The following is a 14,812-nucleotide window of genomic DNA, read 5'->3' on the forward strand; positions in this document are numbered from 1 at the left end:
GCTTTTGGCCCAGCGCTTCGTCCCTCGTCGGTCACTATGCGACGGCATGGCTCCCTCCTCGCTCCTCGCGATGGGCCAAAATCGGCTCCGTCAGGGTGGATCAGATATACGGTACGCCGCTCTAAACCGCAGCTTCAGCAGCAGGGTGCGTTGCAGGCGCACCATCAGGTTGCTGTCCGAAATGATCCAGATGGCCGGCTTTCCATCGGCATCCGCGGTCACGGCCATTCCTTCGAAGTTGTCGCGGATGCGCGGGTCGTCGATTCGCGCAATCTCCTGCGTTGCCACGGTTGCGCCCGCCCGGATTGCCCGCGAATCGACAAGGGCGATGACGTTGCGAAAACCGGTGATCGAAAAGCTGCGCCCCAGCACCAGCAGCCGCCCATCGGGCAGTTGTTCCAGCTCCACCGGCCGGAACCCGGCCGGCATGGCGATGGTGAAGTGGCCAGGCCGCTGGGGGTGCGCCGGGCCGGGAATGCCGGAAAAGACAAGCCCGGGATGCAGCTTCTCGTCATCCCAATCGGTATAGGTCTCGCCCAGGATCACCAACCGCCCGTCCTGCAACAGGACCATCGCCTCGGGCCCCTTGTTTTCTGGCCATGCCGCCAGTTCGGGCACCGGGATCCGCCGATGCCGCACCAGATCAGGTGAGAAGCGATAGAGTTCACCCACGCCTTCCGAAGCAAGGACGATATCCTGGTTGGCGGGATCGACCACGAAGGCTTCCGCATCGGCCGATGGCGGCGGATCGCCCCACTTGCCGTGCATCGTCACCCCCTGTCGCAGCACCGCAAAGGGGCCGGGCCGGTCCGGCGGGACGAATTCCATGTAATCGTTGCGATCGCTGAGCGCGAGGATCGTCCCGCTCTTGAGCTGGCGCATCGCGGAAAAGTTGCCGAAATCGCGATAGACGCTGTTCAGCTGCCATGCGCCGACCAGTTCCAGCCGGCCAAGCTTCGGGATGCCGCCGCCTGTCCGCAAATCAGGCATCAGGTCCGTCTTGCGCACCGGTGCGCCATAGCGCATCGGGCCGCCGGTACCGTGCTGGAGCAGCACCGCCGCCACCAGGGCCAGCACGACAAGGAGCGCAGGACGCTGCATCGCGCCAGCGCTTGCCACACGCCGGGGCGCAGCGGAATCGGAAACTGTTGCTTCGTGGAAAAAGGCCTTTGTCAGGCCGGCTGGAAGCGCAGCGCGTCACCGTTCATGCAATACCGCTTGCCGGTGGGGGGCGGGCCATCGTCGAACACGTGGCCAAGGTGTCCGCCGCAGCGCGAGCAGTGCACTTCCGTCCGGCTCATGCCGAAGGAGCTGTCCGTGCTGGTGCCGACCGCACCCTTCAACGGGCGCCAGAAGCTGGGCCAGCCCGTGCCGCTTTCAAACTTCGTGGTGCTGGAGAACAGCGGATTGCCGTCAGCCGCACAGACGAACGTGCCCTTGCGGTGTTCCTTCAGCAGGGGCGAGGTGAAGGGGCGCTCGGTGCCCGCCTGGCGCAGTATGTATACTGGTCGGGCGTGAGCAGGCGCCGCCATTCGGCGTCGCTGTGCCGGACCGGAAACGTCCCCGCCACGGCCGGTCGCGCGCTGCAGGCGCCGGCAAAGGCCATGGCTGTTCCTGCACCCAGCATCCCGAGGAAACGGCGGCGGGTGGAGGCCTGGATCGATGCGGAATCGGCAAGCGGGGTCGTCACCGGTGGTACCCTTCGAATGGTCCGTCCCGGGCGGGGCACGAGGGGGGCATCGGGTGGCCCCGCCCAGGACTGTGGCGGAGTTAACCCCGCCAGCCTGAACGCGGGGTGACCGCCGTCACACCGCATGCAGGAATGATCATCAAGGCCTCAATAGCGTTCGACCTCAACCTCCATGAGGCGGAAGCCATGCACGAAGTTGGCGCGGACCCGCTCCACTTTGCCCGCCACATGAACCCTCAGGCGGCGTTCGCGCATCTCTTCCAGCAGAACGCGCAACTGCAGCTCAGCCAGGCGCGCGCCCACGCAGCGGTGGATGCCATGGCCGAACGAAAGGTGCCGTCTTGCGTTCTCGCGCGTGACGATCAGCTTGTCGGGGTTTTCGAACACCGCTTCGTCGCGGTTGGCGGAGATGTACCACATCACCACCTTGTCACCCGCGCTTATCTGTTGCCCGAACAGCTCGGCATCGGACACGGCGGTGCGGCGCATGTGCGACAGCGGGGTAACGAAGCGGATGCATTCCTGCACCGCGTTGGGGATCAGCGATCCATCGGCTTCAAGGATGGCGCGCTGATCGGGGAACTGGTGCAGCGCGTGGATGATGCCCGACATCGTGTTGCGCGTGGTATCGTTTCCGCCCACGATCAGCAGGATCAGGTTGCCCATGAATTCCTGCGGGCTCATGTGGTTCATCGCCGGGGAATGGATCATCATCGAGATCAGATCGGGCGAAGGCGGCCTCCCCATGCGATCGATCCACAGGCGCTGGAAATAATGGGCCATTTCGCCCAGGAATTCAAAGCGCTGGTCAGAAAGCTCGCTCGCCAGCGTCAGCTCCACGTCGCCCGCCCAGTCTGACCAGAACGTCAGCAGTCGGCGGTCTTCCCACGGAAAGCCGAACAGGATCGCCAGCATGCCGGTGGTCAGTTCGATCGAAACCTGGTCCACCCAATCGAAACGTTCACCCAGCGGCAGCGAATCGAGAACGGCGGCCGTGCGGCGGCGGATCTCCGCCTCCATCTCCACGATCTTGCCCGGGGTGAACGCCGGGGCCACGGTGCGGCGCTGGCCGGTGTGTTCGGGCCGGTCCATCGCGATGAACATCGGCAGCTGGCGCTCCGCCAGCTTGGCCGGGTCGATATCGGGCGGTGGATCGCCGATCGTGATGCCGCCGTGCTGCCATGAGGAGGAAAAGATCTCGGGCAGCGATTCGACGTGGAGGACTGCCTTGTGGCTGACCACGTTCCAGTAATCGCCATAGGGCGTGCCGGTGACCTTGTTGACCGGCGCCTGCGCACGCATTTCCGCAAAGATCGGGCCCCAGGTGTCGTTCACATAGATGTCCGAGCGGCTGACGTCCCACGGGTGGGTGTGGACCGGGCGCGCCTGCGGATTGGCGTGCAGCCATTGTTCGAACACTTCGTTGGCGGTGGGCGACGAACGGTAGGTGAACGCAGTCTGGTCTGCGAATTGCGTGGCCATGGCATCCTCCGCGGACCCGTCGTGAATGCGAGTCCCTTGCAGAGGTACTATTTCCGCAACCTACAAGGGTGTCAATAAGGCGCAGCTCAGGCGGCCACGGCCTTTCGACGCTTCGCCTTGCGCGGGCGTGCCGGGCCGCTCTTCATCACCGTGCGACGGAACAGCTGCGATCCGAAGCGGACCATCAGCCCGACCCAGAGCGCCTGCCACGCCAGCGCCACAAGGTGGGGTGCGAGCGCGGAAGACTGGGCCGCGCTGGCCAGCATCGCATAGGGCGAGCTGACCGGGAAAACCCGCGAGGCCGTTTCGATCCACGTGCCGGGACGGGCCAGCGCATAGCTGGCGAAGAAGAACACGATCAGCTGCAGCATGGTGGCAGGCATCGACAGCGTCTGCACTTCGCGCACGGTCGTCGCCAGGCCGCCGATGGCGAGGAACATCGAGCCAAGCAGGAGGTAGGCCATCGCGAAGTAGGCAAAACCCAGCGCCAGGAACATCGGCCAGCCCACGGCCGGCGCGGCGAGCAGCGGGGCAGACTTCTGCCCCACCAGCACCAGCAGGCCATAGCCCGAACCCCACACCGCGATGCCGACCATGCTCACCGCCAGCATCGCGAACAGCTTGCCCAGGAACAGCGCGTCCATGGGAATGGAAGCGGCCAGCACTTCGATGATCTTGTTGGCCTTTTCCTCGACCAGGTTGGACAGGACCATGCCTGCCAGCAACATGGTGAGCAGGAACAGGAGCACCTGGCCCGCCTGCGCGGTCAGCACTTGTTCGTTGCGCTGCTTGGCCACGCTGGTCTTCACTTCGGCCACCTGCACGATCGGATAGCCCTGCGGCGCCTTTTCCACGGCACGCGCGGCAATCAGGCCGACGATGCCCTGCCACTGGTCGATCCGTTCGGGCGTGCCGGTGAGCACCGGCGCGGCGCGGGTGCCGGTGATGATAGCGGCCACGCCCTGCCCACTGCCGAGCGCCACGCGCGCGTCGAACGCCTCGCCATCGCGCAACCGCTTGAGCACGACCAGTTCGGGCACGCGGCCATCGAGCTGTCGGGCCACGGCATCGCGCGCCACAACCATCAGGTCTCCTTCATGCGCGGGCATGGCCACGCCGATCACCGGGCGATCGAGATCGCGCTGGACCGTGGCGCCGATCGATCCGGCCATCATGCCCACGATCACCGGGAACAGCGGGCCGAGCAGGAAGAAGATGAACGCCTTGGAAAAGATCACCGCCACGAAATCGCGGCGCGCGACGACCCAGGCGGCGTGCAGGCGGTGCGACAACATCAGCGGCGACCCTCTTCTTCGGGATTGGCTTCCAGCGCCCGCGCCGCGGCTTCACCCGCGATGGCGACAAAGGCATCGTGCAGCCCGGCGCGTTCGATCGAAAGGCTGAGGATGCCCGCATCGCCCTCGATCAGTGCGCGCAGCAAGGGCTCGACCCCGCTTTCGGGCAGCGTGAAGTGCCAGAACGCCCCTTCGTGCCGGGCATCGGCAGGCAACGCGGCGCGCCATGGCCCGTCCTGTGCGCGCGTCTCCAGCCGCACCTGCGGACGCAGCCGGTCCCGCGCCACGTCCACCGGCCCGGCGAAGGGAACCTTCCCCCCCGCGATGATCGCCACCTGGTTGCACATGCGCTCGGCATGGGCGATGACGTGGGTGGAAAAGATCACCGTGGTGCCATCGGCCGCAAGCTGGCGGATCAGCCGCTCCAGCTTGCCCTGGTTCAGCGCATCGAGGCCGGAAAACGGTTCATCCAGCACAACAAGGTCAGGCTTGTGCACGAGGGTGCCAAGCAGCTGGACCTGCTGCGCCATGCCTTTGGAAAGCTGGCGGATCTGGCGATCGGCGGCATAGCCGAGGCCGTTCTCCTCCAGCAGTTCGCGCCCACGCCGGCGCCCCTCCTTCAACGGCACGCCACGCAGCGCGGCGAGAAAGGCGATCGCCTCATAGGCCTTCATCGCCGGATAGAGGCCGCGCTCTTCGGGCAGGTAACCGATCCGGCGGGCAACGTCGGTGGGCCGGTCATGCCCCAGCACGCGGCGATGGCCTTCGTCGGGATCGATGATGCCCAGCAGCATGCGCAGCGTAGTCGTCTTGCCCGCGCCATTTGGGCCAAGGATGCCATAGATCGCGCCACGCGGCACCGAGATGTCGACGCCGTCCACCGCCGTGAAACCGTCGAACCGCTTGACCAGCCCGCGCGCCTCGATCGCCAGTTCGCGGCCGGCTGCGTCGACTTCATTGCCCTCCACAGCCCAAGTCCCTAACTCGATCTTCATGGCGCATGGCGTTAACCCTAGGGCATGAACGAACGGGGCGGCAAGTTTGGTTAACGGCGCGGCAAGGCTTGTCTCCCGGCTGAAGGACGAGGCGGCGCGGCTGGGCTTTGCCGCCTGCGGCATCGCGCCTGCGGCCGACGACCCGGTGCGTGCCGAGCGGCTGGAGCAGTGGCTGGGCGAAGGCAGCCATGGCAGCATGGACTGGATGGAGACGCGCCTCCATCACCGCCGCGGCCCGCAATCGCTCTGGCCTGATGCGCGCAGCGTGATCGCGCTGGGCATGAGCTATGCCCCCGCTGCCGATCCGCTGGCGCTGGCGGGGAATCGTGGCCGCGCGCGCATCTCCACCTATGCGCGAGGGGCCGACTACCATGACGTGGTCAAGCGGATGCTCAAGGCGCTGGCGCGCTGGATTGTGGCCGAAGCGCCGGGGGCGGAGGTCAAGGTCTTCGTCGATACCGCTCCGGTGATGGAAAAGCCGCTGGGCCAGGCGGCGGGCATCGGCTGGCAGGGCAAGCACACCAACCTGGTCAGCCGCAGCCATGGCTCATGGCTGTTCCTCGGGGCGATCTACACCACGCTGGACCTGCCAACCGATGGCGCACACCCGGATCGCTGCGGATCGTGCAGCGCGTGCCAGCAGGCCTGCCCCACGCAGGCCTTCCCCGCGCCCTATCGCCTCGATGCGCGACGCTGCATCTCGTACCTCACGATCGAGCACAAGGGGCCGATTCCCGAGGAATTTCGCGCTGCGCTGGGCAACCGCATCTATGGCTGCGACGATTGCCTGGCCGTCTGCCCATGGAACAGCTTCGCCAGCGCGGCGCAGGCGAACCGGGCGTTTCTGCCCCGTGCGGAGCTGGCGGCGCCCCGGCTGGCGGATCTGCTGGCGCTGGACGACGCCACGTTCCGCACCGTCTTTGCCGGATCGCCGATCAAGCGCATCGGGCGTGATCGCTTCGTGCGCAATTGCCTATATGCTGCCGGCAACAGCGGCGATGCCACGCTGTTTGCCCCGGCCCAGCGCCTGCTGGCAGACCCTGACCCGGCCGTGGCGGAGGCGGCAAGCTGGGCGCTTGGCCGCCTCGCCGCGGTTATGCCAGTTCCTTGAGCGGCACGCTGGCGTCGGCCAGCTTTTCGGGCGCGATCTGGGCGCGCGCTTCCACCAGCTTCTTGCCCTGGACATAGTCCTTGACCATGTTCACGCAGTCCAGCGCCACAACCTTGCCCCCCTTCAGGTAAACCACCGAGAACGAGCGCGTGGCGGGATCGCCGCGCAGCACCGCCTGGTCATGCCCGGTGGAAAGGCCCACAGTCTGCAGCTTCAGGTCATACTGGTTTGACCAGAACCATGGCGTCGCCTTGTAAGGCACCAGGGTGCCGCAGATCGCCTTGGCGGCGGTGGTGGCCATGTCGTTGGCGTTCTGCACCGATTCCAGCCGCATCACCGCACCGTCGACGAAATCGTTGGCATGGGCGGCGCAATCGCCGATCGCATAGACATCGGGCAGCGAGGTGCGGCAGTATTCGTCCACGTCCACCCCGTTGCCGCCCGCCGCGCCTGCGGTCAGCAGCGGGCCCACGCAAGGCACGATGCCGATGCCGACGATCACGATTTCGGCCGGCACGATCGAACCGTCCTGCATCTTCACGCCGGTCACCTTGGTGCCGTCGCCTTCGATGCAGTCCATCGCCGCGCCGGTGCGCAGGTCCACGCCATGGGCGCGGTGATCGGCCTGGTAGAATTCCGACAATGCCTCACCCGCCACGCGCGCCAGCACGCGGGGCAGCGCCTCCAGCAGCACGACCGAGCAGCCAAGCTTGGTCAGCACCGCCGCCGCCTCAAGCCCGATATACCCGCCGCCAATCACCACGGCGCGCTTTGCACCGGCATCCAGTTCACCCATCAGCCGGTCCACGTCCTCGCGCGTGCGCACCGCGTGGACCCCGGCAAGGTCTGCCCCGACGCAGGAAAGCCGGCGCGGATCGCCGCCGGCGGCCCAGATCATCGAACCATATTCGATGGTCTTGCCATCGGAAAGCGTCGCCACCTTCGCCGCCGGGTCGATCGCAGTCACTTCGGTGCCGAGACGCATTGTCACCTGCTTGTCCTGCCAGAACTGCGCCGGGCGGATCAGGATGCGGTCGAAGGTCTTGTCACGCGCCAGGTATTCCTTGGACAGCGGCGGGCGTTCATAGGGCAGTTCCGGTTCGCGCCCGATCACCACGATCGATCCTTCGAAACCGTTCTGACGCAGCGCGATGGCCGCCTGCGCGCCCCCGTGCCCTGCACCCACAATCACCACATCTGCACGATCCATGCGAATCCTCCCGGCTTTGCGGGCCGGTTTGGACAAAAGTGGCGCGTCGTCAACTGATCGCGGTCAATTTGTCCGATCCGCCACGGTCAATATGTCCGATCCGCGACCAGGTTATCTCATCATCAGCGTCCGCGCCTGGCTGGCCAACTGGGCAAGCATGGCCGGGGCCACCACTGCCGTCGCCTGGGCCCGCGCCACCAGCGCACGGAACTGGCGGACAGGGGCGGCATGGGCATCCACCCAGCGCGCCACCGCCGCATCGGGGCCTCCATCGGCCGCATGGCGCGCCAGGAAATCGAGCCGCATCTGCTGGAAGTCACGCGCCAGGCCTGAAACCAGCAGGCGCTCCCATGGATCGGAAGGCGTCATCCGGCTGGCCGCCTGCTGCGCCCAATCGAGCCCCAATTGCGCCCCCAGATCGGCAAATGCGCCGGTCAGCGCAGCGGCATCCACATTCAGTTCGCCCGCCAGGTGGGCAAGGCCGATCGCCCCGTCCATATCGTAAAGATGGACCACCCGCGCCGCCACTTCGCCCGGAATGCCCGCATCGGCCAGAGCCTGCGCCATGCGCCGCGCCTGGGCCTGGGCCTCGCCCCGCAGCAGCTGCGCCGCCGTATGCGACAGTAGGCCAACACCACCGCACAGATCCTCGATCAGATCGTTCACGGCAATGCCGCCACGTCCGGCGCGCAGCACATCGGCCACATGCGCGCGCAGCGCCGCCGCCACGCGCTCGAACATGGCAAGCCGCAGCGCTTCCGGCATCGGCGTTTCATCAAGCAGGCGCCAGGTCTCGCGCAGGTCCAGCAACCGCTCCGCCGCCACGAACGCGGCGGCAACCTGCGCCAGCGAACAGCCTTCTTCCTCCACCAGTTCGAACGGATGGACCGGCCCCATGCGGTTGACGATGCGGTTGGCAAGCTTGGTGGCGATGATCTCGCGCCGCAGGCGGTGATGGGTGATGTCGGTTTCGAAGCGTTCCTGCATCGCAGGCGGGAATGCCGCGACCAGTTCCTCTTCCAGCACGGGATCGTCCACCACCGCGCTTTCTTCCAGCGCGCGCTGCAGCACCAGTTTTGACGAGGACAGCAGCACGGCGAGTTCCGGCCGGGTGAAGCCCTGCCCCGCCGCAGCGCGCCGGGCATAATCCTCGGCCGGGGCCAGGCCCTCGGTCTTGCGGTCGAGATCGCCGCTTTCCTCCAGCACGTCGACCAGCCGTGACCAGGCCGCGCTCGCGCCTGCGCCACCGCGCTCTGCAATTGACAACGCCAGCGCCTGCAGCCGGTTGTCTTCCAGCACCAGCCCCGCCACCTCGTCGGTCATCGAGGCGAGCAGTTCGACCCGCCCGTTTTCGGTCAGGCGGCCCGCGCGCTTGGCAGCAGCCAGCGCGATCTTGATGTTCACCTCGTTGTCCGAACAATCGACGCCGGCGGAATTGTCGATGAAATCGGTGTTCACGCGGCCGCCATGCAGCGCAAATTCGATGCGACCAGCCTGCGTCATGCCAAGGTTCGCACCTTCGCCGATCACCTTGACGCGCAGTTCCGCCGCACTCACGCGCAGTGTGTCGTTGGCGGGATCGCCCACCGTGGCGTTGTTCTCCGCTGCCGATTTCACATAAGTGCCGATGCCGCCAAACCACAGCAGGTCCACCTGCGCGCGCAGGATCGCGGAGATCAGCGTCTCGGGGTCCATTTCCCCGGCCGTTGTGCCCAGCAGCGCCTGCACCTGCGGTGACAGCGGAATCGCCTTCATCGAGCGCGGGAACACCCCGCCACCTTCAGAGATCAGGCCCTTGTCGTAATCGTCCCAGCTCGATCGTGGCAGCGCGAACAGGCGTGACCGTTCGCCCCAGCTTGCCGCCGGATCGGGGTCGGGATCAAGGAACACGTGGCGATGGTCGAACGCGGCAACCAGCTTGATCGCCTGGCTCAGCAGCATGCCGTTGCCGAACACGTCGCCCGACATGTCGCCACAGCCGATCACCCGCACCGGTTCGCGCTGCACATCCACGCCCAGTTCCAGGAAATGGCGGCGGACCGAGAGCCACGCACCCTTGGCGGTGATGCCCATGGCCTTGTGGTCGTAACCCTTGGACCCACCACTGGCGAAGGCGTCATCCAGCCAGAAATCGCGCGATTCGGCGATGGCGTTGGCCACGTCGGAAAACGTCGCCGTGCCCTTGTCCGCCGCGACCACGAAATAGGGATCCTCGCCATCGCGGATCACCACGCTGGCGGGGTGGACGACCTTGCCATCGACGATGTTGTCGGTGAGCGACAGCAGCGTGCGGATAAAGACCTGGTAGCTCGCCTTGCCTTCAGCCAGCCAGCCGTCGCGATCCTTCCCCGGATCGGGCAATTGCTTGGGATAGAACCCGCCCTTGGCCCCGGTCGGCACGATCACCGCGTTCTTCACGCGCTGCGCCTTCATCAGGCCGAGGATCTCGGTGCGGAAGTCGTCGCGCCGGTCGGACCAGCGCAGGCCCCCGCGCGCCACCGGCCCCGCACGCAGGTGGATGCCTTCCACGCGCGGCGAATAGACGAAGATCTCGCGCCACGGCACCGGTCGCGGCAGGCCGGGCACCAGCGCGGATTCGATCTTGAAGGCCAGCGCTTCTTCGGCGGCTGGTGCAAACGCGTTGGTGCGCAGGGTCGCCTCCACCACCGCGCGGAAGCTGCGCAGCAGGCGATCGTCGTTGATCGCGGCAACATTGCCGAGGCCGGCGCGAATGCGTTCTGCCGCCTCTGCCTCTGCATTCGCGCGATTGCCGCCAAAGGCGGGATCGTGCCGCGCCACGAACAGATCGACCAGCCCGCGGGTGACGGCGGGCGCGTTCTTCAACGCATCGACCACGGTGGCGATGGCAAAGGTCATGCCCGTCTGGCGCAGATAGCGGAACCACGCGCGCAGCCAGTTGGCCTGCTGCGCCGAAAGCGCGACGGCCACGATCAGGCGGTTGAACGCATCGTCCTCGGCTGCGCCGTTCAGCACCGCCGCCAGCGAGGCTTCCACCGCTTCCGCCCGCTGCAGCAGCGCCTCGGCATCGGTATCCGCCGGGGTTGAGACAAGGAAATCGTGGATGAAGCCCAGCCGCCCACGATCGAGCGCGGTCGGCACTTCCTCCAGCACGCGGAAGCCGAAGTTTTCCAGCACCGGCACCGCATCCGAAAGCACGATGGCGCCTTCGCGCTGGTACAGCTTCAGCCGCAGCCCTTCCTCGCCCGGCAGGCGATGGAGCCGCGCGGCGCGGCGCGGAGCCTTGCTGCCCGAAAGCGCGCGCAGCACGCGGATGTCCTGCGCCGCCTCTGCCGCGCCAAACGCCTGGCGGTACCCGATGGGAAAAGCGGCGGCATAGCGGGTGGCGATGGCGGCAGCGCGCGCCGGGTCCTCGCCCTGCGCCAGTTCGGCCTCCACCGCGGCATCCCAGCCGCGCACCATCGTCTGCAGTTTCGCATCCAGCGCGGCCTCGTCCGCTGCCGCTTCGCCCTCGCGGATATCAAGCACGAAGCGCATCAGCGCCAGCGTGCTGCCTTCCACCTGCAGGCTCCAGTCGATCACCTGCGCGCCGGTTTCCGCCTCCAGCATGGCGCGCACCTGCAGGCGCATCTCGGTGCTCTGCGCATCGCGCGGCAGCCAAACGAAGGCGAACAGGTGCCGCCCGATCGGCGCGCGCACCAGCGCCAGACGCGGGCGTGGCCGGTCGATCAGGCTCATCATCGTGGTGGCGATGCGTTCCAGATCCGCATCGTCAAAGCCGATCAACTGGTCATGCGGCAGCGCCGTCAGCGCGTGGACCAAGGCCTTGCCGGCGTGGCCGGTGGGGTTGAAGTGCAGCTTGTCCATCAGCGCGGCCAGCTGGCTGCGCATGCGGGGCACGCGGTCGGGCGCGGCGGCCAGCGCGGCGCTGGTCCAAACCCCGGCGTGGACCGACAGCGCCACCACCTGCCCCGCTTCGCGCACCGGCACGATCAGCAGATCCAGCGGCACGCGGCGGTGCACGCGTGAAAGCCGGTTGGCCTTGACGATCAGCGGCGCGCGGCCTGAATCGGCGCCACGCTCCCCGGCGCGGTCGAACCACTCGAAGGCCTTGGCATAGGAACTGTCGGCCAGCAGCGGCGCATCGGTGGAGCGGCAGATGCCCAGCGCATCGGCCTGGCCACCATCGCGATGCCGGGTCACATGGCCCAGCAGCGTCATCATGTCCGCGGCAAGCCAGCGCAGCAGCGCCGCGCCTTCGGGATCGGGCAGCAGGCGCGCGTCCTCGTCCATCGCCGCGCGCATCCGTGGCCAGTCCGCCACCGCGGCGTGGACATCGGCCAGCGTGGAATGCAGCGCCTCCACCAGCGCGCGCCGCGCCCGGGCGTCGGCGCGCTCGGTCTCGAGGTAGATCATCGATTCGCGCCGTTCGCCGGTGGCGTCACCGCCGGGCAGGTCGATCAGCCTGCCATCGGGATCGCGCCGCACCGCCAGCACGGGGTGGACCAGCCGGTCGATCGCCAGCCCCTGCGCGGCGATGGTCGCGGTGATCGAATCGACCAGGAACGGCATGTCGTCGTTGATCACCGCGATGCGCAGATACCGCTGCGCGGCGTCGGTGCCGCTGACACTCTCCAGCGCCAGCGCAGCCTCGGAACCGCGCCGTCGGACTGCGGCGGCCAGCGTGAAGCGCGCCGCCTCATCCAGCCGGGCGGCATCGAAATCGCCGGCTTCGGCGGGCAGGAGCGAAGCGGCGAAGCGTGCGGCAAGCACCTCCTCCAGCGAAATGGCAGGGGTGATCATTTCCGACTTCGTGGCCATTGGCGTTCCATCCCGCTAGCGCAGTGAACATACCCTGCGCGGTGGCGTAACTTTATTATTATCGCCTATATCAATGTTACAAATGATACTAGTCTCGCCCAGCTTGGGCAACCCCCTCAGCGTAACCGTCGCGTGTTAACCCGGCGTGTCGCCCCCGGTTCCATGGTTGCTTAGAGTCTGTCTCAGTTGCGGGGCAACTGAGGACGGCACCGGCCCACTCCCCCGCCCGGCCACCCACAGCGTACAATTCCGTTGGGTGGCCGGGCGGGGGAGTGGGCCGGTGCCGCTTCCGCGTGAGCGGAACACATTATGCAGGCTCGGCCACCAGATCCTGCACCGCTTCCATCGTCATCTGCAGCGAACGCCGCCGCAGCGCCGGATCGAACACCGATCCCGAAACGATGATCTCGTCCGCCTTCGTCCGCTCGGCAAAGGCGGCCAGCTGCGCGCGCACCGTCTGCGGGCTGCCGATCGCGCTCACTTGCCGCATGTGCTCCAGCATCGCCAGCGCCGGTCCGGGCAGCGTATCGCGATAGCCCGCCACCGGCGGCGGCAGCTGGCCCGGATTGCCGCTGCGCAGCCGCACGAACGACTGGTCCATCGAACTGGCCAGCAGCACCGCTTCCTCGTCGGTCGGCGCGCAGGTCACGTTGATCGCCGCCATCGCATGGGGCCTGTCCAGCGCCGCCGAAGGCTCGAACCGGTCGCGATAGAGCGTCAGCGCCGCATCGAGGTGATCGGGCGCAAAGTGCGAGGCGAAGGCATAGGGCAGCCCCAGCATCGCTGCCAGCTGCGCGCCGAACAGGCTTGAGCCCAGTATCCACATCTGCACCGCCGCCCCCTTGGCCGGCGTGGCCTGCAGCGGCAGGCGCGGATCGCCGGCGAATTGCAGGCGCAGCTCCATCACGTCGTCCGGGAAATGCTCGGCCGCGCGGTTCACTTCCTTGCGCAGCGCGTGGACGATGCGCTGATCCGCCCCCGGCGCGCGCCCCAGCCCCAGATCGATCCGCCCCTGAAACAGCGCGTCCAGCGTGCCGAACTGCTCGGCGATCACCAGGGGGTTGTGGTTGGGCAGCATGATTCCGCCCGCGCCAATGCGGATGCGGCTGGTGGCATGGCCGATATGCGCCAGCACCACCGATGTCGCCGCGCCGCCGATGCCGTCCATGCCGTGATGCTCGGCCACCCAGTACCGGTGATAGCCTGCGTCCTCGGCCACTTTGGCCAGCGCCGCCGCCTCGGCCAGCGCCTGCCCTGCGGTGCCGCCTTCAACGATAGGGATCAGATCGAGCACCGAGAGTTTCATGGGGGCTATCCTTGTGGCCTGGCTGCCGATGTGGGGGCCGGGCCCAGCTGTTCAAGGTAGCCCTTGGCGGTCTTCGCCTCGTCGCCCTGCGGCGCGGTGGCGATCACCGACTGCCATGATTTGCGCGCCGCCTCGTCCCGCCCGGAAAGCACCGCGATCACACCTGCCTCCAAGCCGATGGCCGGGTCCCGCGGGTCGAGCGAGGCCGCCATCTCGATATCGCGCTGCGCCAGCTCCAGCTCGCCCATCCGGCGATAGAGCGTGGCCGAAAGCAGCCAGCCGGTCGGCTCGTTGGGCGCCAGCCGGTGCGCCTCGCCCAGCGCCTTCACCGCGTCCTCCATCCTGCCCAGCACCACCAGCGCCCGCCCGCGATCCACCTCGATCGCCGCCAGCGCCAGGTTGTCGCCCTGCGGCCCGAGCGCGCGGGCGCGGTCCAGCCAGTCGACTGCCTTCGCTGCATTGCCGCCGGCCAGCGCGGCATTGCCCGCCATCGCCAGCAGCCCCTGCTGCGAGGCCGCCTGCGTCGCATCCAGCCCGGCGATGGCGCTGGCGAATTCGCTTTCGGCGCCGGCAAAATCGCCCTGCTGGCTCAGCACCATGCCCACGCACTGCCGCGCGCGCACCCGCTCGTCCGGGCTCTTGGCCTGCGCCAGCCAGTCGCGCGCGGCGGCAAGCCCCGCTGCGGGATCGAGCTGCGCCTTGGCGAGGCAGGCGCCCAGCCGTTCCGATGGCAAATTGCCCTGCCTTTCTGCTGGTGCGCCCTTGGCCGGCGCATTCTCGATGATCGTGCGGCGGCGCGGGATCGGCAAAGGTGATTCCTGCCGCTGCGAAGGATTGGGGCCAACCTGCATCATCGCCGCCGGCCGGTCGATCTCGGCCGCATTGGCGAACAGCGGAACGGGCAGGATCATGGTCATCGGCTT

General features: G+C 67.5%; 9 protein-coding genes and 1 pseudogene. 1 reads left to right on the top strand and 9 read right to left on the bottom strand.

The features are described from left to right. Positions 1-90: 90 nt before the first annotated feature. The 5 genes and pseudogenes from POM99_RS08560 to POM99_RS08580 form a co-directional block, all read right to left on the bottom strand. Positions 91-1,101 (bottom strand): esterase-like activity of phytase family protein, encoded by a 1,011-nt coding sequence (locus POM99_RS08560; RefSeq protein ID WP_277276735.1) that lies wholly within the window; start codon positions 1,099-1,101, stop codon positions 91-93. Positions 1,102-1,172: 71 nt separating this feature from the next. Then, positions 1,173-1,627 (bottom strand): annotated as a pseudogene (gene msrB / locus POM99_RS08565) (peptide-methionine (R)-S-oxide reductase MsrB). 210 nt (positions 1,628-1,837) lie between these two features. Continuing rightward, complete coding sequence (locus POM99_RS08570) at positions 1,838-3,172, bottom strand: cytochrome P450 (protein ID WP_277276737.1); 1,335 nt, start codon at positions 3,170-3,172, stop codon at positions 1,838-1,840. A gap of 86 nt (positions 3,173-3,258) precedes the next feature. Then, positions 3,259-4,467 (bottom strand): ABC transporter permease, encoded by a 1,209-nt coding sequence (locus tag POM99_RS08575; protein WP_277276739.1) that lies wholly within the window; start codon positions 4,465-4,467, stop codon positions 3,259-3,261. Then, positions 4,467-5,462, bottom strand: a complete 996-nt coding sequence (locus POM99_RS08580; RefSeq protein WP_277276741.1) for an ABC transporter ATP-binding protein — start codon at positions 5,460-5,462, stop codon at positions 4,467-4,469. The genes POM99_RS08575 and POM99_RS08580 overlap by 1 nt, the downstream gene beginning before the upstream one ends. Positions 5,463-5,508: 46 nt before the next feature. Here POM99_RS08580 and queG point away from each other — a divergent pair, with 46 nt between their 5' ends. Continuing rightward, a complete protein-coding gene (gene queG / locus POM99_RS08585; RefSeq protein ID WP_277276743.1) occupies positions 5,509-6,573 on the top strand; it encodes a tRNA epoxyqueuosine(34) reductase QueG in 1,065 nt (354 codons plus the stop codon). Here queG and POM99_RS08590 read toward each other — a convergent pair. From POM99_RS08590 to POM99_RS08605, 4 genes are all read right to left on the bottom strand, one after another. Then, the gene (locus POM99_RS08590) at positions 6,557-7,783 is read right to left on the bottom strand and encodes an NAD(P)/FAD-dependent oxidoreductase (protein ID WP_277276745.1); all 1,227 of its coding nucleotides are present in this window, start codon (positions 7,781-7,783) and stop codon (positions 6,557-6,559) included. The two genes, queG and POM99_RS08590, sit on opposite strands and share 17 nt — an antisense overlap. A gap of 111 nt (positions 7,784-7,894) precedes the next feature. Further along, entirely contained in the window at positions 7,895-12,583 is a 4,689-nt protein-coding gene (locus POM99_RS08595; protein WP_277276746.1) for an NAD-glutamate dehydrogenase, read from the bottom strand. A 307-nt stretch (positions 12,584-12,890) separates the two neighbouring features. Continuing rightward, the gene (locus POM99_RS08600; RefSeq protein ID WP_277276748.1) at positions 12,891-13,889 is read right to left on the bottom strand and encodes an LLM class flavin-dependent oxidoreductase; all 999 of its coding nucleotides are present in this window, start codon (positions 13,887-13,889) and stop codon (positions 12,891-12,893) included. A 5-nt stretch (positions 13,890-13,894) separates the two neighbouring features. Next, entirely contained in the window at positions 13,895-14,800 is a 906-nt protein-coding gene (locus POM99_RS08605) for a tetratricopeptide repeat protein (RefSeq protein ID WP_277276750.1), read from the bottom strand. Positions 14,801-14,812: the final 12 nt, after the last annotated feature.

Origin of the sequence: Novosphingobium cyanobacteriorum, assembly GCF_029436685.1 — a bacterium.
Taxonomy (GTDB): Bacteria; Pseudomonadota; Alphaproteobacteria; order Sphingomonadales; family Sphingomonadaceae; genus Novosphingobium; species Novosphingobium cyanobacteriorum.